The organism is Burkholderia sp. Bp9143, from assembly GCF_003853645.1.
GTDB lineage: Bacteria > Pseudomonadota > Gammaproteobacteria > Burkholderiales > Burkholderiaceae > Burkholderia.
Map to the genome: position 1 here is coordinate 39704 of NZ_QTPO01000038.1, position 22884 is coordinate 62587.

At 57.8% G+C, this 22884-nt stretch carries 20 protein-coding genes; 4 read left to right on the forward strand and 16 right to left on the reverse strand.

The window, feature by feature from the left end; genetic code table 11:
• The first annotated feature begins 7 nt into the window (after positions 1 to 7).
• Complete coding sequence (gene tnpA / locus DIE23_RS26135; protein WP_260436161.1) at positions 8 to 397, forward strand: IS66-like element accessory protein TnpA; 390 nt, start codon at positions 8 to 10, stop codon at positions 395 to 397.
• Positions 398 to 584: 187 nt separating this feature from the next.
• On the opposite strand, the gene DIE23_RS26140 is transcribed toward tnpA, so the two are convergent.
• Positions 585 to 1886: an MFS transporter gene (locus DIE23_RS26140; protein WP_124614763.1), complete on the reverse strand. Its 1302-nt coding sequence runs from the start codon at positions 1884 to 1886 to the stop codon at positions 585 to 587.
• A gap of 132 nt (positions 1887 to 2018) precedes the next feature.
• A complete protein-coding gene (locus DIE23_RS26145; RefSeq protein ID WP_260436162.1) occupies positions 2019 to 3020 on the reverse strand; it encodes a GntR family transcriptional regulator in 1002 nt (333 codons plus the stop codon).
• 246 nt (positions 3021 to 3266) lie between these two features.
• Here DIE23_RS26145 and DIE23_RS26150 point away from each other — a divergent pair, with 246 nt between their 5' ends.
• Both DIE23_RS26150 and DIE23_RS26155 read left to right on the forward strand, forming a co-directional pair.
• A complete protein-coding gene (locus tag DIE23_RS26150; RefSeq protein ID WP_185646533.1) occupies positions 3267 to 4340 on the forward strand; it encodes a lactonase family protein in 1074 nt (357 codons plus the stop codon).
• Positions 4341 to 4573: 233 nt separating this feature from the next.
• Complete coding sequence (locus tag DIE23_RS26155) at positions 4574 to 5920, forward strand: 2-hydroxycarboxylate transporter family protein (RefSeq protein ID WP_124614766.1); 1347 nt, start codon at positions 4574 to 4576, stop codon at positions 5918 to 5920.
• A 253-nt stretch (positions 5921 to 6173) separates the two neighbouring features.
• Here the strand turns inward: DIE23_RS26155 and DIE23_RS26160 are convergent, their stop codons facing one another.
• From DIE23_RS26160 to DIE23_RS26205, 10 genes are all read right to left on the reverse strand, one after another.
• Positions 6174 to 6875: an SDR family oxidoreductase gene (locus DIE23_RS26160; RefSeq protein ID WP_124614767.1), complete on the reverse strand. Its 702-nt coding sequence runs from the start codon at positions 6873 to 6875 to the stop codon at positions 6174 to 6176.
• Between the two features lie 47 nt (positions 6876 to 6922).
• A complete protein-coding gene (locus tag DIE23_RS26165; RefSeq protein WP_409364252.1) occupies positions 6923 to 7372 on the reverse strand; it encodes a PaaI family thioesterase in 450 nt (149 codons plus the stop codon).
• Positions 7373 to 7375: 3 nt separating this feature from the next.
• Positions 7376 to 8557 (reverse strand): acetyl-CoA C-acyltransferase, encoded by a 1182-nt coding sequence (locus DIE23_RS26170; RefSeq protein ID WP_124614768.1) that lies wholly within the window; start codon positions 8555 to 8557, stop codon positions 7376 to 7378.
• Between the two features lie 75 nt (positions 8558 to 8632).
• Entirely contained in the window at positions 8633 to 9901 is a 1269-nt protein-coding gene (locus DIE23_RS26175) for an MFS transporter (RefSeq protein WP_124614769.1), read from the reverse strand.
• Between the two features lie 37 nt (positions 9902 to 9938).
• Complete coding sequence (locus DIE23_RS26180) at positions 9939 to 10700, reverse strand: Asp/Glu racemase (protein WP_124614770.1); 762 nt, start codon at positions 10698 to 10700, stop codon at positions 9939 to 9941.
• Complete coding sequence (locus DIE23_RS26185; RefSeq protein WP_124614771.1) at positions 10697 to 11176, reverse strand: thioesterase family protein; 480 nt, start codon at positions 11174 to 11176, stop codon at positions 10697 to 10699. Before DIE23_RS26185 ends, DIE23_RS26180 begins: the two co-directional genes overlap by 4 nt.
• A complete protein-coding gene (locus DIE23_RS26190; RefSeq protein WP_124614772.1) occupies positions 11173 to 12330 on the reverse strand; it encodes an FAD-dependent monooxygenase in 1158 nt (385 codons plus the stop codon). Before DIE23_RS26190 ends, DIE23_RS26185 begins: the two co-directional genes overlap by 4 nt.
• The gene (locus DIE23_RS26195) at positions 12327 to 13196 is read right to left on the reverse strand and encodes a VOC family protein (RefSeq protein ID WP_124614773.1); all 870 of its coding nucleotides are present in this window, start codon (positions 13194 to 13196) and stop codon (positions 12327 to 12329) included. The genes DIE23_RS26190 and DIE23_RS26195 overlap by 4 nt, the downstream gene beginning before the upstream one ends.
• Before the next feature lie 3 nt (positions 13197 to 13199).
• Positions 13200 to 14894 carry an AMP-binding protein gene (locus DIE23_RS26200; protein ID WP_260436163.1) on the reverse strand — a complete coding sequence of 565 codons (1695 nt, stop codon included), beginning with the start codon at positions 14892 to 14894 and terminating at the stop codon, positions 13200 to 13202.
• A 36-nt stretch (positions 14895 to 14930) separates the two neighbouring features.
• Positions 14931 to 16178: an alpha/beta hydrolase gene (locus DIE23_RS26205; RefSeq protein WP_185646537.1), complete on the reverse strand. Its 1248-nt coding sequence runs from the start codon at positions 16176 to 16178 to the stop codon at positions 14931 to 14933.
• A gap of 145 nt (positions 16179 to 16323) precedes the next feature.
• Between DIE23_RS26205 and DIE23_RS26210 the strand changes: the two genes are divergently transcribed.
• The gene (locus DIE23_RS26210; RefSeq protein WP_124501105.1) at positions 16324 to 17145 is read left to right on the forward strand and encodes a TetR/AcrR family transcriptional regulator; all 822 of its coding nucleotides are present in this window, start codon (positions 16324 to 16326) and stop codon (positions 17143 to 17145) included.
• A gap of 127 nt (positions 17146 to 17272) precedes the next feature.
• Here the strand turns inward: DIE23_RS26210 and DIE23_RS26215 are convergent, their stop codons facing one another.
• From DIE23_RS26215 to DIE23_RS26230, 4 genes are all read right to left on the reverse strand, one after another.
• Positions 17273 to 18502, reverse strand: a complete 1230-nt coding sequence (locus tag DIE23_RS26215; protein ID WP_124614775.1) for a porin — start codon at positions 18500 to 18502, stop codon at positions 17273 to 17275.
• A 465-nt stretch (positions 18503 to 18967) separates the two neighbouring features.
• On the reverse strand, positions 18968 to 19804 hold the full coding sequence (locus DIE23_RS26220) for a DNA-binding response regulator (protein ID WP_124614776.1): 837 nt from the start codon (positions 19802 to 19804) through the stop codon (positions 18968 to 18970).
• Between the two features lie 143 nt (positions 19805 to 19947).
• Complete coding sequence (locus DIE23_RS26225) at positions 19948 to 21918, reverse strand: acyl-CoA synthetase (protein WP_124614777.1); 1971 nt, start codon at positions 21916 to 21918, stop codon at positions 19948 to 19950.
• Entirely contained in the window at positions 21915 to 22871 is a 957-nt protein-coding gene (locus DIE23_RS26230; protein WP_124501101.1) for a fumarylacetoacetate hydrolase family protein, read from the reverse strand. Before DIE23_RS26230 ends, DIE23_RS26225 begins: the two co-directional genes overlap by 4 nt.
• Positions 22872 to 22884: the final 13 nt, after the last annotated feature.

Consider the following 22884-nt stretch of genomic DNA (forward strand, 5'->3'; position numbering starts at 1 on the left):
CGGACACGTGAACACTATCGTCGAAGAAGGAATGCGCTCTGAACGCCGCCGGCGGCGACGCTACAACGAGGAATTCAAGGCCAGAGTCGTAGCTGCCTGCCACGGTACCGGAGTATCGGTCGCAGCAGTTGCGCTGGAGCACAGGCTCAACGCGAATCTGCTGCGACGCTGGATCAATCAAGCAGAAGGCAGGCTTCCGAAAGGCCTGCCCGGCCGTCCGGCAGATTTGCAACCGACAGCTGCACTGGCATTTATGCCGATTCCACTGGAAGCTCGGAACACGCATTCGGCAGAGATTCGGATCGAAGTACGCCGGGGAGATCAGACGGTCGCGGTAAGCTGGCCGATATCGGAGGCAGCCCAGTGTGCAGCCTGGCTGCGCGAGTGGCTGCGGTGATCCGGATCGACGAGATCTGGTTGGCTGTCGATCCGCTGGCTAGACGCTTACGGACATCAGGGGCATCGGGAGACTCCGCAAACGGAAATTGCACGTCGCTTCAGCTCTGTAGGGCCGGTCACCAGAGAGCGCGCAGATCTTCCGGCGCTGAAATGAGCGGACGTCACAACTCGCCCGCCCCTGCAGATCACGAGTGTGCGGAAGCTGGAGCCTGCGTGTGGGAACTCTGGCCAACTACCGGCGAACGAGTCATAGTCATCACAACTACCGCACCAACGAGGAGGAGAAGCCCGGCAATCCCAAACGCCCAATCGTAGCTGCCCGTGGCCTGAATCACGTAGCCCGTCGCGATCGGAGCAATCATTCCGAAGATATTTCCCCCAACCACCACAAACGCCATTGCTTTGGCGACGTGCTTGGCACTCGGCAGCAGATCGTTCAGCAGCGCAAAGTTCAGCGAGGTCGTCGATGCAATCCCTGCCAGCGCGATCGAAAAAATTAGCAGGAGCGTGGCGAGACTCGAGATGAACGGGACAGCCAGGATTGCAGAGCCGGTGAGCATCGCCATTGCAACCGCGTTGCGGCGCCGACCGGATCCAACACCGCTCTTTTTCAGGTGTCGATCGCTGAGTCGGCCGACACCGATGCACAACAGCACTGCCGCGGCATAAGGAACCGCTGCGAGAGCGCCCGTGTGGGCCAGCGTCAGATGTCGCGTTGACTGCAGATAGCTCGGCAGCCACGTCAGGAAAAGATATTGCGTATAGACATTACAGCCTTGCGTGATCGCCAAACCCCAAAGTGTGCGCGACCGGAGCAGCGTGCGCAGGCCGCCGGCGGTACTCGCGTCCTCTTCGTCGACAACGACCGGGGTCGAGCTGCGCTCGCGAAGAATCTTCGCTCTCTCGTCTGACTGCAACCACCGCACCTTTTCCGGCGGATTGAAGAAGACGAGCCACGCCGCGAGCCACACGAAGCCGATGCCCCCAGCGATAACGAACGAGAGCCGCCACCCGAAGGCCGCAACCAATGCGCCGAGGAGCACCGAACAGATGGCCGGACCGGCATACGAGCCGCTATTGAACATCGACGTGACCATCCCGCGTTCGCCTGCCGGGATCCACTGGCGAATGACCTTGCCACCGACTGGGTTGCTGGTCGACTCACCCGCCCCCATCACCAGGCGCGCGGTAATCAGGCTCGCAAAACTCGTCGCGGCGCCGGTCAGAGCTGTCGCTGCGGACCAGACGAAGATCCCGATCCCAGCCATTCGCTTGGTACCAAATCGGTCGACCAGGAAACCCATCGGCAGAAGAAATAGTGCATAACTCCAGATAAACGAAGAGAACAGGTAACCCATGCCCACCGCGGAGAGGTGGAACTCGTGTTCGATCGGCTTTGCCGCGATCGAAAGAGCAATGCGATCCATGTAGTTGATCATGGAGAGGGAAAACAGGAAGACGGCGATCCATCCTCGGCGATACGACATGATTTGTCTCCAGCTGCTATGGCGGTATCGAGCCTGCCGTCGAACCCGCCTTAAGTGTTTTATGAGCACAAAATGCACTTTGGGTTTTAAAAAAACGCCGCAGATCTCGCGGCGTCTCTTACCTGTTCAGATTCACGATTCTTCGGGGAAGACCTCCTGAGCCCGCACCTTCGCCCGGCGCGCGCCATCGATATGCTCCCGAAGCAGCGTCGCGGCCTTAAGCAGATCGTTTTGGGCGATTGCATCCAGGATCGCAAGGTGTTCCTTCGCTTGTCCCTGGCGCGGCTTGCGAGCTCTTGCCTGCCGATACTCGACAAGGCGACGCAAGCGGTCCATGCGACGGACGGACTGAACAATAAAGCGGTTGCCAGACCATTTCGCGATCGTTTCGTGAAATTCGCTGTTGGCCTCGAAAAGCTCGACCGAGTTCATCGTGAGGTAGCCGGAGCCGGCAATGAACTCCTGCCGCCGGCGCAACTCCTCCAGTTCCACGCGATCTGCTTTGAACATCGGGGACATAACACCGGTCGGCTCGATAGAGGCGCGGAACAAGTAGCTCTCTTCATACGCGTCTACCGAATCAATCATCGGCATGAATTGCCAACCATGCCCGACCTGCCGCTCCAGCCAGCCCTCTTCTTGCATCCTCGACAACACACGCCGCAATTCGCTACGCGAAACTTCGTACTGGCGCATCAGGTCGGCCTCCGTGACCACATCAGGAACCCGGCGCGAAAGACGATCGTCGGCGATCTTCAGGTACAGCGGATCGTCGGGTTCGTTGAAAAAGTGCTCGGCGACCGCCGTCACATCGCGGGCTGGCTGCGCCATGAAAAATCCGCGATTCGCGTCGTAATAAACGACACCGAGCGTCGCCAGATGGTGGAGTGCTGCATTCACCGGCGTGCGGGACGTGCCGATTTTTTCGGCAAGCAGGGATTCCGCCAATCGATCCCCAATTGCCAGATCTTCGCGTCTGGCAAGGGCAATGATTTCGCGGGCGACACGCGTCTGCAAGGGGGTAAGGATCGGGCTTTCGAGAGAGCTGTCCATATGTTGTACGGGCGACAAATGGCCGTTCACCACGGCTGCGTGAGCCGAGGCCAAACTGGTGTGAACAACCGATTTTGCCATTGCCGCTCTCCTCGTGAGTCTCCCTGGCGCTCCGCTCAGGGTAACCACCTGCCTCAAATGCATTTGCTTATTGCGTTTCATGATCATAGAATGCACAAACACGAAACGCAAGCAATGCCTGCTTGCCTTGGAGAAAACCCCGATGTTCGGCCTTCTCGGTTACCAGATGCCCCCACGGCCGGCTCGACCGGCCACTCCCGGGATACTGCTTCCGCAGGTGGCCGTCAGCGATCAGGCTGGCTAATCATGGAACGCACTTTCGCTTTTGTAGGCTGTCGAACGACCCGCGCACGCAACGCCGAAGGAACTGGCATCTCTGTTTTCGAGATCGACCCGTCGGGTGGCTGGCAGCATTGTCAGACACTTGAGCCATTGGTCAATCCGAGCTTTCTTGCGTTAAGCGAGGCACAAGACCGGCTTTATGCGGTGCATGGTGACGAAAGCGAAGTGAGCGCCTATCGGTTCGATTCTGTCTCAGGGCTACTCAGCGCCTTGAATGTGCGTTCTGGCGTTGGACGCAACCCTGTGCATGTCGAATTTTCGCGCGACGGTTCGTCGCTCGTCATCGCAGGCTATGCGACCGGATCCTTGACGCCGGTGCCGATCGCCAGCGATGGCTCGCTCAATTCTCCTTCGCTTCCCGTTGTGCTCGAGGGGCGTCCAGGCCCCCATCGCGTTGAACAGGTATCGTCCCACCCGCATCACGTACCCCGCTACAGCACACGCTTCGTCGATAGTGATTGGTACATCGTACCGGACAAGGGACTGGACACTGTCTTCGCCGTAAGATGGTTGTCCGATGGCTCGTCTGTTGTGAAATGCGCCCGGGCACGAGAAGGCGCTGGTCCACGTCACGCGGCGTTCCACCCCTTGCGGCCATACGTTTATGTCGTCAACGAGCTCGATTCGACTTTGACGAGCTGGTTGTTCAACCATTCAACGGGTGATCTGACGGCAGTAAACACCGTCTCGGTAATACCGGGTGACTACCACGGTTGGAGTCGTGCAGCAGGAATCGCCATCGCGGCCGACGGCCGGTCGCTGTATGTCACGAACCGAGGCCACGATACGATCGCAACCTTTTGTCTCGATCCAATCACATGCCTCCCCACCGACATTGCGTGGACGCCGACCGGAGGATCGTTTCCGCGGTTCCTCTGCCTGGGCCCAGACGGCAAGACGCTGTATGTAGCAAATGAAAACTCACATTCGATCGTTCAGTTCTTGCTCGAATCTGGTAGCGGGCGGCCCGTTGCAACGGGCCGCCGCGTCGAAACTGGAAGCCCAGTTTGCATTGTCTTCGCTCGCTTCGGTACGTAGATGTCGGTGAAGAACCGCACCGCGGGGTTCGAACCAGGACATTGTTTAAGCTTGACTGGCGAGAGGCGTCGCTCATGAATTCAGGCTGCTGACAATCGCAAACGGTGGGAGTCATCTGAGTCGCGCATCGAAAAGAATGGCAATTTAAGAGAATTTCACCAATATATTCTGCACACCTTATTTAATATCACGACGGTTTCTCGTTAAACTTGAGATTACATAGGAGACATTACATGCAACAAACGAGAGAACTCTCTTCAGATAATGCAGGCATCCGTAGAAGCAGTTTCTGGCCTTATGGTTGGTGGGCAATCGTTGAACTGCGCATAGGCATTGTTCCGCTGCCGATCTACCTTCTCCTGATCGCGCTCGTGGCGGGCTTCGTTACGACGGGCAAGGTTCCCGGTGAGATATCGATGGCGATCGCGGTCCTGGTGCTTTGCGGCTTCACTTGTGCGGAGATCGGTAAACGCATGCCTATCTTCAACAAGATCGGCTCCGCTGCGATCGTCGCCACGTTTCTTCCCTCGTTTCTCGCGTTTCATCAGTTGCTTCCTGCCAAGTTGATCGGCATGGTGACAAACTTCACGCATGTGAGCAACTTCATGTATCTGTTCATCGCGTCGATTATCGTTGGCAGCATCTTCAGTATGGATCGCGAGGTGCTGATCCGAGGATTTGCCAAAATATTCTTTCCACTCGCTGCCGGGTCCATCGTTGGTGGAATCGTCGGAACCATCGTGGGAACCGTGCTCGGCCTCGGCACCAAGCACACCCTTCTCTACATTGTCATCCCGATCATGGCCGGAGGCGTAGGTGAAGGGGCGATTCCCCTTTCCGTCGGCTATTCGGAAATTATGAAGATCCCGCAAGGTCCGGTATTTGCGGAAGTCCTACCGGCGGTCATGATCGGAAGCTTGTGTGCCATCCTATTCTCGGGTGTTCTCAATTGGGTCGGTGAAAAGCGACCGCACCTGACCGGACGCGGTACGCTGCAGCCGGCTGCCGAACTTCCGACGACGCCGGTCGACGAATCGGCGCCGTCCACTCCCGACGTAAATACTGTCGCTGCAGCTGCGATCACCGCCATCTCCCTGTACCTGGTGGGCCTCCTGGGACATCGGTTGCTCGGATTGCCTGCACCCGTGGCGATGCTCTTCATTGCCGTCTTCATCAAGGTCTGTCGGCTTGTTTCTCCGAATCTTGAAGGCGGCGCGCGGGTTGTCTACCAATTCTTCTCGACCGCGGTCACTTACCCGTTGCTGTTTGCAATCGGAACTGCAATGACACCGTGGGACAAGCTCGTCGCTGCCATTAATGTCGCAAACATCGTAACCATCGCGAGTACTGTAGCGGCCCTGATGGGCACCGGCTACCTTGTCGGCAAGTGGTTGAAAATGTATCCGATCGACACCGCAATCGTGAATGCCTGTCACAGCGGCCAGGGTGGTACCGGAGACGTCGCCATACTCACGGCCTGCAACCGTATGAACCTGATGCCATTCGCGCAGATTGCGACACGGATTGGAGGAGCAATCACAGTTACGGTGACCCTTCTCCTTCTGGCACATGCGTTCTAACGTGTGACCGAAGCAGACGGGAAAATAGTCGTGACGAGCAACATGCGTGAGCTCCTCCGCACACGTCAACCCGGCTACGCAGCACCGGACCGACACAAGCGGCGCCCCCAGCGGCTACAAGCGTACGTCCGTCCACGTGCTGCGTTTTCAAGCTGGTCCCAACACGATTTGGATCTTGAATCCGAAACGGAGAAACCGGCGACCGGCAACTTTCCTGTTTCCGGTGTCGGCTGGAGGTTGTAACGGTATTGCTTTAGATCGAAGCAACACCGACGGTCATGCCGCCACAAACATACAAGGTCTGTCCCGTAACAAAGCCACTGGACGGTTCTAGAAAGAAAGCGATTGCTCGTGCAACGTCCTCCGGCACCCCCAGCCGCTTGACCGGAACGCTCGCAATAATGGCCCGTGTCCGCGGGGATTCCGGAGGATTAGCTGCATCGAATAGCTCCGTCCGAATCGGGCCAGGACCAACTGCGTTAGCCGTAATTCCCCAGGTACCGAGTTCGAGTGCCCATACGCGCGTCATCCCCAACAGAGCCGCCTTACTCGCTGCATATGCCGTGCGCAATTCCTTTCCTAACGCAGCTCGAGACGAGACATTCACGATACGACCGAACGCAGCCTCCTTCATTCCCGGAAGAAGTGCCTGCATACACTGATGCGCGCACCGGACATTCAGATCCAAGACCTTTCCGAGATCCTCCAGCGTCTGGGTACTTGCGTCGGCCGGCGCTACCATTCCGACGTTATTCACTAGCCTCGTTATTGGCCCCCCTGCCAAGGCGTCCGCAAGGGCATTGGCACAATCCGCAGGATCCGAAAGGTCCGCAATTATTCCATCTCCTACTTTGTCGATTACAACCACGTCATAACCGTCTTCCCTGCACCGGCTGACCACGGCGGCACCAATACCACTCGCTCCCCCGGTTACAAGAACCCGCTCTTTCATCATAGCCCCTATGTACGTCGCACCTGTCGGAAATCAAAAAACTGACTGACTCAACGCTTCGTCGCGTACTTGAAGGTCCCAAGAGACTTCGCCACCAACAACCCACTGCCGTCGACAATCTCGCCTTCACAGTAAGCCATCTTCGCTGACCTATGTAACAAGCGGCCGCGCGCGTAGAGCTGTCCTCGACCGGCCTGGATGAAGCTAATCTTCAATTCGATTGTCAGAACACCTGTATCCGAGTCTGCCACACTGCGTGCGGCCAACGCGAGTGAGATGTCAGAAAGCGTCATACTGATGCCACCATGGGCAATACCCCATGCGTTCATATGCGCCGATCTCAGCGGCAACACCACTTCGCATGTCCCGGCCGAACACGTGACGCGTTCAATTCCGAGTGCGTCAACGAAGGGACTATCGAAACACGGGGCCTCGCTCACAACCACGGAGGAATCCCCCTCGAGTCCGCTTGATGCTCCGTTTCTTGAAGGCATCGCCATCCCTCAGTAAACCTCGAAAAGAGCAGCAGCTCCCATACCACCAGCGACACACATCGTCACAACGGCATAGCGGATTCCTCGCCGTCTTCCCTCGATCAACACGTGTCCCACCATTCGGGTGCCGGTCATGCCAAACGGATGTCCAATCGAAATCGCACCGCCGTTGACATTTAGTCTCTCAGAATGTACTCCGAGCCGACGCTGGCAATAAATTGCTTGTGACGCAAAAGCCTCATTGATTTCCCACAGCCCAATGTCGTCCACGGTCAATCCATGCCGGGCCAAGAGTCGCGGTACGGCTAACACCGGACCAATACCCATTTCGTCTGGCTCGCATCCAGCGAGTGCGAGCCCACGGAAGGCGCCAAGTGGCGACAGTCCATAACGTTCCGCTTCGCGTGCCTCCATCAATACACAGGCAGCAGCACCGTCAGAGAGCTGTGAAGCGTTTCCTGCTGTCACGAAACGATCAGGCCCGTTAACCGGCGCCAGCTTCATTAGTGCCTCCGCCGTGGTGCCCGGCCGGTTGCATGTATCCCTTCTAACCGTTACGGCACGCCTTTCGAATGTTCCGGAGTTCTTGTCAGCAACAGACATGATGGTCGAGACGGGCACAATTTCTTCGTCGAACCGACCCGTTGCCTGCGCAAGCTCAGTACGGCTCTGGCTCCGGGCAGAAAATTCGTCCTGGTCCACGCGGCTAATTTCATAGCGCTTGGCGACAATGTCAGCTGTCTCGATCATCGACATATAGAGATCGGGCTTTCGCTCCATGATCCACGGATCGACACCAGACGCACTATCTTCCCGCGTACGAATCGACGAGATACTTTCGACGCCGCCAGCGATCATTGCCGGCGCGCCATCAACGACGATTCGCCCGGCAGCGAATGCTATTGCCTGCAGACCGGAGGCGCAAAACCGGTTGACGGTGGTCCCCGCGATTGAGATCGGGAGCTCGGAGCGAACCACAGTCTGGCGAGCAATGTTCCGTCCGGTCGCGCCTTCGGGATAGCCGCAGCCCAAGATCACATCCTCGATCAAGCCCGGATCAATGTTAGCGCGCTCGACGGCCGCGCGTACGGCATAAGACGCCAATGTGGGTCCCGGTGTCGCGTTGTACTCGCCCCGATGAGCCTTCGTTATCGGGGTACGGGCGGTCGAGACAATTACAGCTTCTCGCATGATGTATCGGATATGAAGTGAAGATTAGTCGGGCGACGAACCGCATCCATCGCGTCGCCACCAATGATTCAAAGATTACTTGCCGGTGACGGCAAATCTAGAAAGAGAGTCATTCGAATGCTCCCCCGGCTTCGTATAGCGCCCCAGGCCAAGAAGGAAAACGCAAGACGCTAAAAGAAGGAACGGAGCCATCTGCATTGGCAGATCGTATGACTTGTTGACGTCGAAATAATAGCCCGTTGCCATCGGCCCGATCACTGCCCCTAGTGAGTAACCCGAAAAGACGATTCCGTAAAACAAACCGAATTTTTCCATTCCGATGTAAGCACGTGTGAGATACGAGAGCAAATCACCCTCTGCACCAATCGCGAGTCCAACGAGGATCGAAGCGGCCATCGCACCATAGTAGCTATCGATCTGGCGAAGCAAAACGAAGCCGATGGCTCCCGACGCAAAGTATACGCACGCAACAAACGGGGCATGAATTCGATCGACCAGTAGACCGGATGTGAGACGACCAATCAGAATACCGAACCCGACAAACGATGCGCAGCGCGCCGCATCGATAGCGGATATCCCTCGATCCATCAGCAGTGCAGGAAGGTGTGGAACCAGTGACAGTACGGCGGTAGAAGCACATAGAGCACCCGCAAAGATCATGAGTACCTTCACGCGTCGCCCTCGCGTGGATCCGACCCCGGCATCGACGGCGCCGGATGTCCCGCGAACATGAACCACGCGCCGAGAACCACGCTTCTCGCGCATCAGAAGGAATGCAACGAATGCCCCTGCACAAGAGACAATTGCTAGTACCTGATAGGCCTCGCGCCACCCGACGTGTGCGATCAACCGTGCCGATAGTGCCGGCATCGCGACCGTTCCGATTCCGAAGCCGACCATCGCGATGCCAATTGCCAAACCCAGGCGACGGTCGAACCATTGTGGAAGGATAGCGAGGTAGCCGAGCACGGAAGTAGCCGCACCCGACATACCGACAATCAGAGACAGTGCCACCCAGCTCACCGTATTGCCTTTCTGGGATGCCATGCAGGCCATCGCAATCGCAAATACAATCGCAGAGACAAAAACGACTCTTTTAACTCCGAAGCGGTCCATCAGGACGCCGATGAGGGGACTGACAAACGCCAAACCAAGCATCGAGGCTGAATACGACTGGGCCGCCTGCGCCCGCCCCCAATGAAACTCCTTGACAATCGCCGGGCTGAAAACGCCGCTGGTTGCGATGAAAATGGCCGCAAATCCGAACGCCATTCCCAATGCCGCACCAAGTACGTTTCGAATGTAAATGCCCTTCGACGTTCCGTCATCAGTTGCGATTTCCATGCCATGTCTCCTTGTGACTTGTTATCGATGTTTTCCGTCAGTGCCCCAACCCGCCAAGATCACCGAGGTAAGCACCGGCACCCCTGACCGTAACCGGAAGCTCTAGCAACCGCAGCATCTGCCGGGCCGTGCACACTGCTGTAGAGGTGACCGGAATGCCCAACATCTCTTGTGCTATCTGAATTGCCGGCAGCGACGGCATCTGAACACAGGCCGAAAGCACTACGGTATCGGCGCCACGGACATCCAATCGTTTAACGTCTTCGATCAGACGCATCGGATCACGTGCGCCAACCTCAAGGTTGTCTTCGATAGAAAAATTGATAGCATCGTTGACTTCGATGCCTTCTGCCTCGATATAGCTGACGACCCGCTTCGTCAAGGCATCGGAATACGGAGCCATAAGCGAGATGCGACGAGCGCCAAAGCTCTTCAACTCATCCACAAGTGCGCCTGCGGACGTCATCACCCCTGGGGATGTCTGATGACTCTCGAGCGCGTCCAACAGCGATTGCGTAGCCGCGCGGTGATACCCCTCCCCCATACACATGATTGCGACAAGGCACGCGGTACTCAGCACGTCTACCCGCGCATCCGCGAGTTCGATAGCGCAGCGCCCCATATCGCGGTTCATGCGCTCAAGTTCCTCGGGAACAACGCGATGCATACGAACCCGGCTCGAGTGAAAAGTGAACTGATGCTCCGGGTACGCCTGCATATATGCCCCGAACAATGCAGGGATCTCCTTCTCCATCGTGATATTCGAGCTGGGCACGATTTGCCCAATGCGATAATTCATGTCGACTCCGTTTGTTGTAGCGTCTTACGCGCAAAGCCTTCAAGGATCCTTCTCAACGCATCGGGAATTTCAGTCCCGATGCGCGCGTCGGTGCGCACGCATATGGGTGAGAATTTCGAAAGAAAGATGGGTTGCCGATCGAGCGACTTTCCTTCGAGCAGGATGTCGAACGATCGGCTTCGAATATCGCCTATGCTGCATTCGATATCGACGCTATCGTTGGGCCAAAGCGTTCCGCAAAAGTCGAATGTCATGCCGCGACACGGCAGCCCGACATCGAAGATTTCGCCAAGCGGCCGATGTCCACCGCCACTCGACTCTGAGACAAAATCCTTGAATAGCGCCACCGCACTAAATACGTACTCGCTGAGCCGACCGGTATATACGACACCAGCAGGATCGCAGTCTGCCCAGCGAACCGTACGCCGGACGGTAAAGGGCTCCTCATGAAGCACGTACTCGTAACTATGGATCATGAGAGCCCCTCGATGCTGGGAATCGCCCCGGCCACTTCCAATTCCCGGACCAACGCGGGATACTGCTCGCGCAATCGCCCTGCATCGACACGTCCCGTTCTCGTCATGAACTGGTACACGAACTGATGCGGGCTGAGATCGTTCATCCACTCTCGGATGTTTTCGTACCACATATAGGAAGCTTCCGATGCCTTGATCAAGCGGTCCTTGGATTCCCTACGCCGCGCGACATAACCGGCGAGCGCCGCAACGACATCACTGTCGTTTTCGACAATCGCCTGTGCCAAGGCGATCGAATCCTCCATCGCGATACGTGTCCCCGACCCGATCGAGAAATGGGCACTCGCGAGAGCATCGCCGACAAGCACACGGTTTCCACTGAACCAGTTTGCGTTGCGGATGACCGGAAACTGCCGCCAAATGGAATTGTTTGAAATCAATCGGTAACCGTCGAGCTCGGTCGCGAAAACTTCTTCGAAAAGCGCCTCTCTCTGTTCAAGAGTCATCTCTTCCAGGCCAAGTTTGATCCACGTCTCGTGGTCACACTCCGCCACAAACGTACTCATGCTCTCCGAATACGGATAGTAGTGAGCAACGAAGCATCCGCCACAAAACTCCCGAAATACGAGGGAAGGATTTTCGAACGCCTTTCCGACGCCGAACCACGCAAAATGGTTTGTCAGTTCTTGCTTAGTAGTGCCGAATCCGATCTCGTCGCTCGATCGCACTTTTGAATTGACACCATCGGCACCGACAATGATGTCGCCGTCGAGACCATCGATGTCGTTGATTCGCGACGCATAGGTCACCGGAATGTTAAGACGTGTCGCGTGTTCCTGAAGGATCTGCAGGAGCTTCAGTCTTGGGATAGCGCCACCGCCTTGCCCAGGCCGCTTCACGGTTACTGGACTTTCTTGGGTGATGATGGTTTGCCGCGTGGTGAACTTCATGGCCGATATCAAATCGGTGCAAAGCTCAGGCGCCGCTTGATGCAGTCGCGTGAGCCCCGTGTCTGCGAGCACGACACCGAAACCAAAAGTTGCGTCAGCTTCATTCTGCTCGATCACTTCCGTCTGGATATGCGGGGCGTGGCGCGCGAGGAGGATGGCAAGAAACAGACCGGAGGGACCGCCTCCGACGATATCGACCTTCATGCTTGCCTCACGGGCGCGATTACCAGCTTTTCCATATCGAACTGCTCGATGGTCCCAACCAGTCCTCCCGTTAACGCGCCGTACCAGACAGCCGGCTTGAACCCCAACTCCTTTCGCTCAAAGGCAAGGCCCGGCGCCCCGTCGATTCTCACGTAACCATCGCTTACTCGCACGGCTTCGTAACCGACCCGTTCTTCAGCCGCGTCGACGAGAGCACGGAACTCCGGCACATCGAGGACGAACACGGACGCAACCGACAAACTCCCGAAATCACTGAATCCGGCCCCTTTTCGTTTCCAGACCGGTTCGATGCCCGCAAAGGGACTGCCGGCGTAGCTTGCACGTTCGAGTTCGATGGCCGCTTCGATTGTGCGAGTCGCATCACCCTTATCCTTGTCGTCGAACGGACGCGTCTGGTACGTGATCTCGATGGGATAACCGTTGGGATCATTGAAATAGATTGATTCAATTACTTCGTGGCGAACCTGGTATCGCAACGGAATCCCAACTTCCTCGACGCGAGTTCGCCATTGAGCCAGTTCCGTCTCGTCACGGACAAGCCACGCGGTATGAGTTGCTCGGTCCTGGTAATGATCGGTGGGAATAAGTTTCTCCGGACGTTCGGTACCGATGTAGTAGAAAAACGCGATTGTGCTGCCATTTCCGCTGTCGAAGAAAAAATGAAGGAAGTCCGCGTGGTCGGCCGGCCCCCAGCCTCGCGCGGAAATTGCATGGACCAGCGGCAAACCGAGAAGGTCACGATAGAAACGGACCGTCTCTTCAAGCTTCCATGTCGGACGCGCGGTGTGATGAACACCACGCAACACCGGATTCGCGACGAGTACCTCACGTTCTGAACGGTTCATGATTTAGCCTTGGGTAGCAGTTGTTGATGCACGCTCTTCGTTGAGGCGCTCGGTAATGCACTTTCGGAGCAGAGCCTTGCTCAGCTTCCCGGATGCGGTGACGGGAAATTCGTGGATGATTTCCACGCGCTCCGGCCATTTGAATTTGGCTAGACCCGCGGCATCGAGGTATTCGGTCAACTCGGATAGCGTGATGGGCTCAACTCCGGGCTTAGGTACGATGAACGCGCACACCTTTTCGCCATAAACCAGATCTGGCATTCCGACAACTGCGGAGGCATGCACACGCGGGCACGCATTGATGAGATTCTCGAGTTCCTCGGCGTTGATTTTCTCGCCGCCTCTGTCGATGACGTCTTTCGTCCGTCCGCGGAAGAAGAAATAGCGCTTGCCGTCGATCACTTCGGCCATCATCAAATCACCTGATCGGTAATAGCCGTCAGTGGTAAAGCGATGAACGTCTTCCCTTTCAGACTTGAAATATCCGCGGATCGTATATGGTCCGCGGAACAACGCTTCCCCAACCTCTCCGTCATCAACGTCAATTTCTGTTCCCGGTTCAACAATCCGGACCTCGTCATATTCCGACACCGGTCGACCGACCGACTCGTCGAGGATGCGCTGCGGGTCACTAGGATGAGCGAACATGATCACTCCTTCGGTCATCCCAAAGATGTGGTAGCAAGGGGAGCCGAGCGCATCTCGCAAACGCGCTGCATTCTTTGGGCCGATTAGCTTGCGACGCTGCTTCTCCTCTACAGATGCCCTCCGCATTTGGTCCGCGACCCGAGAAAAGATCGGACCGGCAAGGCCAAACCAGGTAGGGCTGTAGCGCTCGATTACGTCGCAGAGCGTTTCCTGCCTGATGTCTGGACACACCGTCACGGCCGCACCGTTCAACATCATTGGCCCAAAGAAACAGACCATGTTCATGTTGTGCATGAACGGCGTGGGCATGAAAAGGACATCGTCACGGTGGTAGCCGTTTCGGCTTGCGACCGCCCGCATATTCAGCAAGTACTCGTTCTGAAAACGCGGAATTATCTTCGGGACACCAGTAGTGCCTCCCGACAACTGATACACCGCGACTTGAAACGGATCGTCCTCGACATCAGCCAGCACGGACCGTGCGTCGTTCGTGCCGATGCTGTCAATCAGCGACCACAACGTGTTCGCACTGCCACGTGGGGTCCCACGGGCCTGAATGAGGAGTTTCAGAGAAGGGACGTAATCGCACATTTCCTCGCCGAAAGCGACGTCGTCGAATCTTGCATCGTCACCTTGTACGACGTGTACGACTGCTTCGCAGAGATTGCCGAGATAGGAAATCTCGTGCTTACGAAACGCCTGAAGCGCACAAAGAGGGATTAGCGTTGCCTTGAGGCAACCGACAAACGCGATGAGGAGTTCGTTGCAGTTTCCGCACTGCAAGATGACAGGATCAAGCGGCCGGGCGCCTTCGCGCAACAGCGCCGCGCCAAACCGGTCGGTAAGTTCATCAAACTCCTCGTAGGTGAACTCGCCCTCTGGGCCGACCAGAATTTTTCGCCCGGCATGCTCGCGAAAGGACTCACAAAGCGCGGCACGCAGCGATTGCTTTTGAAGGACGCCGGCATCGACGTAGCGGGCCAATCGTTCGATGTCGGGATAACGGACGCCCGGCAAAGCTCGCTTGGGCCTGAACTCTCTTTCGTTCAACTGTGTCTCCATCTTGTAACTGTGGTGGTGCAATGCTCAAACGGTGAAGCGTGCACCCAGCCACTCAGCGATATGCTCACCCGCGACCCGTCGGCCGGAAGGCTCGTCCTTGCTCAAAGCCATGCCATGGTGGTTTCCACGAACCTTGATTCGCGTCTTATTTTTCGACGCTATGTCGTTGTAGATGCATTCGAAATCCTCTGGGAAAGCACACTGATCACCCGAGTACTCCAGCAAAAGCGTCGGCACATCGATCGCGGACGCACACTTCGCGAATGATGCGTTACTCGTCAGGCCGGACCATGTGGACAACCACGATTCCGGAGTGACTACACGTCCGAATGCGACGCTGCCCCAGTTCGATGTGAATGGATCGTTGCCCCACAGAGAGCCTGCCTTTCTGTCCGATGGGTCTATCGACGTATCCCAGGCACGAAGATCAGCGTCGGTGCGCCATACCTGGAATATCGGGGCATAACCCGCAACTCGGTGATCGATAGCGGTCCCGCCCCCTTCCTTGACACGCTTGCGCGCATCTTGCTTCCGCGCGAGCAAAGCCCGCGCATGCACGTCCAGGCGTTGCACTCTCGCAAGTTGCGCCGTCCTGTATCGCGTCGAAAATTCGCGAGAATAGCGCGCTGTTCTGGTTGCCGCGTCATAGCCGTTATCTGCACTGAACGGATCAAGTGCTGGATCGACGGACATAGGATCGTTTTCGTCGACCACACTTGGATCGACGCTATTCAGGAGAATCACCCCTTGTCCAGGATGCGGAGAAACCAGAATCATCGCGTCCGCTATCGGCATCGCGACGTCACCAAGGCCAGTGAGGCGCCCCCCTGGAGTGCGCTTGATGCGCTGTTCGGGAGCCAGACGCGACTGCTGATGATAGAACGCGTAGAGGGCACCGCCACCAGAATTGCCAAGCAGAACGATGTTTTCGAATTCCAGTGAGCGCAAGTGGCTCATGCCGGCTGCAACGTCCAACAGCGCAATTTCGTGCTCCAGTCGCAGATCGTTGCCGATGGATCGGGGGCCCTGTACCCAGCAGGCGCACCCGGCATCGAGCACGGAGGGAACGAGGTAGTGCGTCACGGACATTTCTCTCGGATGCATGATCGAGACAACCGTCCGCTCCTCGCCGGTCCGCGTAAAAAGGAACCCCAACGTCTTCTGACCGTCTGCAGTCTGCAGCGCATACGGGACCACCTTATATGGGCGCGTCATAAGGGCCGGGTCCCAGTTAGCACCCCGCAGCCCTGCGGTCACGATCGCCTTTTCCATTTCAGCCACTTCGTCTCCTGATCGGTTCAAGCACTTGATCGAAGAGTAGAAATTTATTGAGATAGTGTCAATTATATTTTGGAGGTAGACTGTCGGTACTTTCCCGCAACAACTTTCGGTCCCCACACGAACCATCGCGCTGACCATGACGGATGCACCCCGAAACAAAACCGAATCCGCCGGCGAAACCGTCCCGCGACGGCGAGGCCGGCCGCCTAAGACGGCATCAGCGATCGGTACCGAGCCACTGCTGTCCCGGAAAGTGATCATCGAGCGCGCCAGCGAGATGGCTCGATCGATGCCTCTTGACCAGGTTTCGATGGTGCAGCTCTCAAAGGAATTTGGCGTCGCGCCGGGCCTGATCCACTATTACCTTGGCAGTCGCGACGACCTGATCTCCGGGGTACTGAACGGTTACTATCGTCAACGGCTTGAAGCGTTGCCGGCGTTAACCGGAGACTGGCGCCCGGACGTCGAGAAAATCGCCCGGATCTCGTATGCGTTCGCGCGTGAAATGCCGGGTGTCAGCCTCTATATCGCATCGCACAATCGTTTCAGGCTTTTCCAGGCTGTCGGACCAGGCGAGACGGACTACGGCCTGGCGCTGTTCAATCACACGACCTCGGCATTTCTGCAGGGTGGTTTCACTGCGGAAAAGACCGCGCTCGCGTACCATTTGCTTGCTCAATACCTCTTGTCTTCAAGCGTGGCAGCTGCGGGGCGACAGAGCCCCGCCGAGCACTCGGACTACATACGCGACAAGTTTGAAGCCGCCTCGGACGATCGATATCCAGCAGCCAAGCTGGTTGGGTCGGCTTTCTCGAAGCTCAGCGCCGACTGCGCATTTGATGAGGGCCTGCGGCTGCTGCTGGATGGATTCGAACAGTGGCCCCGATCACATGGAGAAGCGCTGGAGTCTTCCCTTCCGCGCACGTCACGGCGAAAGCGCGTGGCAAATAACAACTGATCGCCCCATCGATTCCAGCCGGTTGCTCCGCACCGATTCGAGGCTTGTTGCTATTTGGAAGTGTGGCGCCGTACGATTGCCATCTCTATAGAGCGGCGCCACACGTTACCTCAGCTTGGCGGCGACATCAAAACTTGTGCCGGATGCCGAGCCGAACGCCGATCTGTTTATCCGTCGCCGACGGACTGAAGCCAGCAATTGATGCGACGGCGGGTTGTCCGAGCGAATCATGACCCATCGCACGTTGAAGTACCGCCAATGCATACAAATCCGTGCGTTTCGAAAGGCTGTAATCTACGCCAAAATCCAGCTGCAAGTATTTTGCCCCCTGGTCGCCCTTCACCGCGTTCCGATGCGTGTAGTCAACGCCTGCGCCGAGTTGGAGCATCGGTGATGCACGATATCGAACGTTGAGATCGACACTCGTAAATACAGCGTCCCCGGTATAACCCAACGGATTGGGCCCCGACGACGATCCCAGCGAGCCAAATCGAACGTTCGTACCAACCAGAGAAAGCGTCGTGTCTTTGAGCGTATAAGAGGCTCCCGCCCCGAAGATCTGCAGCGTCTTGGCAGATGCATAGCCAGCATAGACAGGATTGGACTCGGGTGCTGTTGAGCTACCTCCGGAACCGATGTTGTTCGCCGCAGCGGTGCCTTTATTCGGAGTGTTGCCGTAAAACGATACATTCGGATCGCGCGCGTTGAGGTACCCGAGTCCCATGACGAAACGCTCTCCGGTGTACCCGGCGCCGAGCCCCCATATCTGGTTCTGTGCCTGACTCCCTGGCACACCACCAAAACTATAGAGGGCGCTGGCCCTGAAGCCGCCGTAGGACGCCGAGGCGAACTTCACAGAATTGTTGATGCGGTTCGTATTCGTCAGGTTGTCGAGATCGTCCGGATGAGAACCCATGTATCCAGCGAATGCACCCGACGCAGCGAACTGTTGCACATAATCCACCAACGGATCGTACTGACGGCCCGCAGTGACCGTGCCCCAAGGGCTGGCCAGTCCTACCCAAGCCTGGCGTCCAAACTCCGCTCCGCCCTGAGCCAATGCACCGGTGTTCGCCATGAACCCGTTCTCCACATTGAAAATCGCCTTCCAGCCACCACCCAGGTCCTCGACGCCCTTGAGGCCCCAGCGGCTACCGCTGAGACCGGTAGTATGGGCGTCACTCAACGCAAACTGTGAGGCACCGTGCGGCTTCCCGTCGATCTTTGAGGTCTGCGCGTTATTCGCGTAGGTCACGCCGACGTCGACGATTCCATAGAGCGTAACGGTACTCTGGGCGTACGCAGGCACAGCAAGAATCGCAGCGGCCGAGCATGCCGCGGAACATGTCCATTTCATTGGGGCGTCTCCATTAGGTAGTTGTACTGATACATTATTCATGCGGACCCAGCGCACACCTCCGCTACGCCCGACACAATTGATACACCGTCAATTTATGGGGAAAATTTAGCAGATTTGTGAGGGGTGTCAATAAATGTACGGCAGCTTTCTCATCAGCGTTTACCCCGCGCCGGCGAAACAATAACGCGAGTCCGCCCCGGATCGACTTGCGAAGACAATGAATTCGTTACGAGGCGACCATCGGACAGATCTGGCCGGATCGCTCTCGTTATGTGCTCAGCACGGCGGTGATCGCATCGCGGCAGTACCGGTAACGTTTGCGGCCGGCCTCACAGACCCGACTGGCGGTCCGCGCAGATCGCAGTCGCGCTCGCCCCCTACTCTTGTCGATGGCAAGCAGCGCGTAAAGCAACAGGCGTGTGCGGTCGGACAAGACGCATGCTCGCCGGTGTTCCGGGGCTACTACTTTGAGTCCTTGCCCACCCGCATTTCGTCGCTTGTTCCGCCACAATCCTGCCCAAGGTGTCTCTTCCGCCAACGCGATGGGCTAACGCCAAGTTGTTCCCGAAATGCGGTGGCAAAATTGGCCGCGCTCGAGAAGCCAATCTCGTCGGCTACATCCGAGATACTCATCGATGTCGTCGAAAGAAGGTGCATAGCGGTGCGCAATCGCGTCTCGCGCAAATACTCGAATACCGTCTGCCCCAAGCAATCGCGAAAAATCCGGGACAAGCGCTTTTCGTGGGTGCCGACGAGGTGTGCCAGTTCGTCAAGAGCTGGTGACTTACGCAAATCATGCAGTAGGATTCCGATTGCAGCGCGTACCAAATTGGAGTCCGGATTATCCGGTAGTTCGGGCACGTTTCGAGGCTGCCGATCGCGACTGGAGCGCTTAATATGATTTCGAATTCGAACGATGACCTCTGCCGGCTCGAACGGCTTTACGATGTAGTCGATTGCTCCCGTTTCAAGCCCGGCAAGACGGTCCTCGAGCGCACCCGCGACGGTCAGAATTACAACTGGAATAGTCTGCGTCGACGGCGTCGAGGCCAACAATCGGCAGACGGCGAAGCCGTCCATCCGGGGCATGCGGACATCCATCAGTATCAGGTCCGGCGAGACTGCCTGCGCACGGTGATAGGCCTGTGAACCATCAAAGGCGACACTGATCCGGCAACGGGTAACTCGCAAGAGTTCGATCAGGAGCCGCAAGTCGCTCGGACGATCGTCGACGATAAGGATGTGTGCTCCGCTGAGGTCCATCACCGAGCGAAGTGAGATTGACCATTGTGAGGACATGGTTTGCCAACGGGCGTGGAAAAACAGTTATAGCGGTCGCCGGCGCCCTGAAACGGGAAGTGCTATCGGCTTCCGTCAGGCCCGCCTAATCGCCTCACCGACCTCCAACTAGAAACGGCCGGTGCAGCGAAAGGCGGCCGGCATCATTCGGTCCTACTCGTCAGATCCACGCCTGACCCAGCCGCAGTTATCGAAAAACGAAACGGGAAGCGTCCGAGAATCGATTTCGTTTGTCCAGCGTTCGATTCTTCAAATAGAGAGAGACATAGCGAGCCATCTTCGCTAATACTCAGCTCTACGGGATTGATCCCATTTGCGGCTAGCGCATCCCGGACGGCGTCGAGAGTCTCGCGTCGCTTCAACTCCGGCTTGAAAGTCTTACCTACAGCCGTTAGCGGTATTGCATCGACGATATGGATGCGTTTGGGCAACGCTGCCCGTTCGCCGATGGATTCCCGCATGAAAGCAACCAGTTCGTCCTCGGTTGCGCGCATACCCGCCTTCAATTGCACGTAGGCGACCGGCAATTCCCCCGCGTGAGTGTCTGGCCTCCCGACCGCCGCCGCGATCTGCACGGCGGGGTGGCGATGCAGCGGCTCCTCGATCGTGGCTGGATCGATGTTGTGGCCGCCGCGAATGATTAGTTCCTTTCGCCGTCCAGTCATCCAGAAATAGCCTTCTGCATCGCGCCGCGCCAGATCGCCTGTATTGAGCCAGCGCGCACCGTCGCCGAGGTCGAGCCATAGGCCTTCGTTTTGTGCGGGTTGCGTATAACCGGCAAATACGTTCGGCCCCGAGATCAACAGCAGCCCGGTCTCGCCTTCCGCGCAGTCCCGTACGTAAGCGCCGCGGTCATCCACGATCACGGCTTTCATCGCTTGGCCCGGAATCCGCAGGCCGATCGACCCGAGCCGGCGTTCTCCGGCCGGAGGGTTGACGCTGCTGACGCACGCGCCCTCGGTCAGCCCGTAGCCTTCAAGGACGCGCACACCAGTACGCGCCTGGAACGTGCGAAACACCTCGACAGGCATCGGCGCCGCGCCGCATAACCCGTACTCCAGCGAACGAATGTTGCGGCCCTCGACCGGCACGTCGAGCAGCGTCGAATACAGCGTCGGCACGGCGCTGAAGAAGTTGATCCGGTGATGCTCGACGATTTCCCAGAAGCGGGAGATCACACCATCGCCGCGATAACCTTGCGGCGTGCCGAGCACGACATGAGCGCCACGCGAGAAAGGGACGAGCCCCGTGACCATCGCCGCGTTCACGTGAAACAGCGGTAGACCGCAAAACAGCGTCTTGCCGGGGCCGATACCGGTACCCAGGACCTGCCCCATGCTCCATGCATTGGCAACTTCGTTGCCGTGTCGCCGCATCGCGATCTTCGGCAAACCCGTCGTCCCGCCGGTGCAGAAGAACGATGACAAGTCGTTCGCATCAAATTCGCGACGGCTCCCCAGCGACGCGCCCGATTCTCGAGCAATCGACGTCGCGAAATCGTGAATCTCGATGTGTGCTGGCACGGCACCGCGCACATCGTTGCGCCCGTGAAGTCGCCGACATTCGCGGCGCTGCATGACTCGTGCGGCAATACCGCGCCAGCCTCGCACCTGCCCCGCGAGATCGACGAGCAACAGATGCCGCAACGACGGCACCTGCTCCAGCACTGGCTGGATCTTCGGCCAAAGGTCCGTGCCCGGGAACGGCGCCAGCGTAACCAGTACCCGGGCGCCGGCGGCGTTCAGCAGCGATGCGATCGCGGCCCCTTCCAGCAATAGGTTGATCGCACAGACGATGCCTGCGGCCTCGCCGCCCCAGATCACGAAATGCGTTTCCGGCAGATTCGGCAGCACGTAGGCCACGACCGACTGGCGGTCGATGTCGAGACGCGCGAACAGGTTCGCGGTTCGCGTGATGTCGCGCAGCAGTTCCGCATAGGTCCAGCGCAACGGCTTGCGATGGTCGACCGTACGCAGAAAGAACGACAACGCCGGCGCAGACGGATCGATCGCCGCCCCCTGACGGATCATCTCGTAGGTGCTGGCAGGCAGATCGGCCGGTGGCCCCTGCGTTTCGATCGCAATGACGTCGGCTTCGGTAGCGATCGGGTTCATGCGACCTCGTCGACGACACGGTTGCGTTGTACACCGAGGTCGATCGAACCGTCGTGGCTCGCAATCCGTGCTTCCACCAGATCACCCGGCTTGAGGTACTGGCGCCTGCCGGCCTGCACCTTCGTGAACATTCGCCATTTCATCGGCTCGGGCAGAAGTGCCGCGACCCGCTGCTTTGCCGGCGACGGGATGCTGAGTGCGCACCCCGACGGCGTTCCGGTCGCGAGCAGATCGCCGGCGTGCAAATCGTGAAGGCCGGACAGTTCAGCAAGCGTCTCGGCCGGACCATAGACGAGATTTGCGGTCGAATCGTTCTGGCGCACCTCTCCATTGACGCTCAGAGTCAGCTCCAGGTTGCGCAATTGCGCCATATCGCGCGCGTCGAGCAGGCACAGATACGGACCGACCGGGCCGAAGGTCCGATAACTTTTGCCTTTGTAGAACTGCATCTGCGGAATCTGGACGTCGCGTGCCGAATAGTCGTTGACGATAACGGCGCCGGCGACGTACTCGTGCAGATTGCTGGCGGCAATCTTTTCGCGTGACGTGATGTCGCGCCTGAGGACGAGCCCCAGCTCGATCTCGTAGTCGAGAAAACGCACGTGCACCGGCCGCACCACGTCCGCGTTCGCCGGCACGATACAGCCGGGCGCTTTCGTGAAGATCATATTGAACGCCTTCACGTCCGGATCCATCCCGGACTCGATCATGTGTTGCCGGTAGTTCGCACCCTGGCAGACGAACTGCTGGTTGCGCGTGACGGGCGACAGCCACTCGACGTCAGCCTCGGCGATCGTTTCACCACTCAGGCGAGCCAGATCGTCGATGCGGCATGCGCGCACGAACGCGGCCGTCGTCTCGAACGCGCCTGGTATTGGAGTGATCCAGCCACTTCTCACCACGCCCCAACGTGCACGACCTTCGTGCAGGTAATGTAAAACATGCAGTGCCATGAAAACGCCTCGC

Bases quoted from the DNA above. Each gene is read 5' to 3' on its own strand.
- DIE23_RS26230 (WP_124501101.1), bottom strand. From the start codon at position 22,871: ATGGCACTGCATGTTTTACATTACCTGCACGAAGGTCGTGCACGTTGG.
- DIE23_RS26185 (WP_124614771.1), bottom strand. From the start codon at position 11,176: ATGATCCATAGTTACGAGTACGTGCTTCATGAGGAGCCCTTTACCGTC.
- DIE23_RS26165 (WP_409364252.1), bottom strand. From the start codon at position 7,372: ATGGCGATGCCTTCAAGAAACGGAGCATCAAGCGGACTCGAGGGGGAT.
- DIE23_RS26140 (WP_124614763.1), bottom strand. From the start codon at position 1,886: ATGTCGTATCGCCGAGGATGGATCGCCGTCTTCCTGTTTTCCCTCTCC.
- DIE23_RS26195 (WP_124614773.1), bottom strand. From the start codon at position 13,196: ATGAACCGTTCAGAACGTGAGGTACTCGTCGCGAATCCGGTGTTGCGT.
- DIE23_RS26150 (WP_185646533.1), top strand. From the start codon at position 3,267: ATGGAACGCACTTTCGCTTTTGTAGGCTGTCGAACGACCCGCGCACGC.
- DIE23_RS26155 (WP_124614766.1), top strand. From the start codon at position 4,574: ATGCAACAAACGAGAGAACTCTCTTCAGATAATGCAGGCATCCGTAGA.
- DIE23_RS26215 (WP_124614775.1), bottom strand. From the start codon at position 18,502: ATGAAATGGACATGTTCCGCGGCATGCTCGGCCGCTGCGATTCTTGCT.
- DIE23_RS26175 (WP_124614769.1), bottom strand. From the start codon at position 9,901: ATGGAAATCGCAACTGATGACGGAACGTCGAAGGGCATTTACATTCGA.
- DIE23_RS26225 (WP_124614777.1), bottom strand. From the start codon at position 21,918: ATGAACCCGATCGCTACCGAAGCCGACGTCATTGCGATCGAAACGCAG.
- DIE23_RS26145 (WP_260436162.1), bottom strand. From the start codon at position 3,020: ATGGCAAAATCGGTTGTTCACACCAGTTTGGCCTCGGCTCACGCAGCC.
- DIE23_RS26180 (WP_124614770.1), bottom strand. From the start codon at position 10,700: ATGAATTATCGCATTGGGCAAATCGTGCCCAGCTCGAATATCACGATG.
- DIE23_RS26170 (WP_124614768.1), bottom strand. From the start codon at position 8,557: ATGCGAGAAGCTGTAATTGTCTCGACCGCCCGTACCCCGATAACGAAG.
- DIE23_RS26205 (WP_185646537.1), bottom strand. From the start codon at position 16,178: ATGGAAAAGGCGATCGTGACCGCAGGGCTGCGGGGTGCTAACTGGGAC.
- DIE23_RS26190 (WP_124614772.1), bottom strand. From the start codon at position 12,330: ATGAAGGTCGATATCGTCGGAGGCGGTCCCTCCGGTCTGTTTCTTGCC.
- DIE23_RS26160 (WP_124614767.1), bottom strand. From the start codon at position 6,875: ATGATGAAAGAGCGGGTTCTTGTAACCGGGGGAGCGAGTGGTATTGGT.
- DIE23_RS26210 (WP_124501105.1), top strand. From the start codon at position 16,324: ATGACGGATGCACCCCGAAACAAAACCGAATCCGCCGGCGAAACCGTC.
- DIE23_RS26220 (WP_124614776.1), bottom strand. From the start codon at position 19,804: ATGTCCTCACAATGGTCAATCTCACTTCGCTCGGTGATGGACCTCAGC.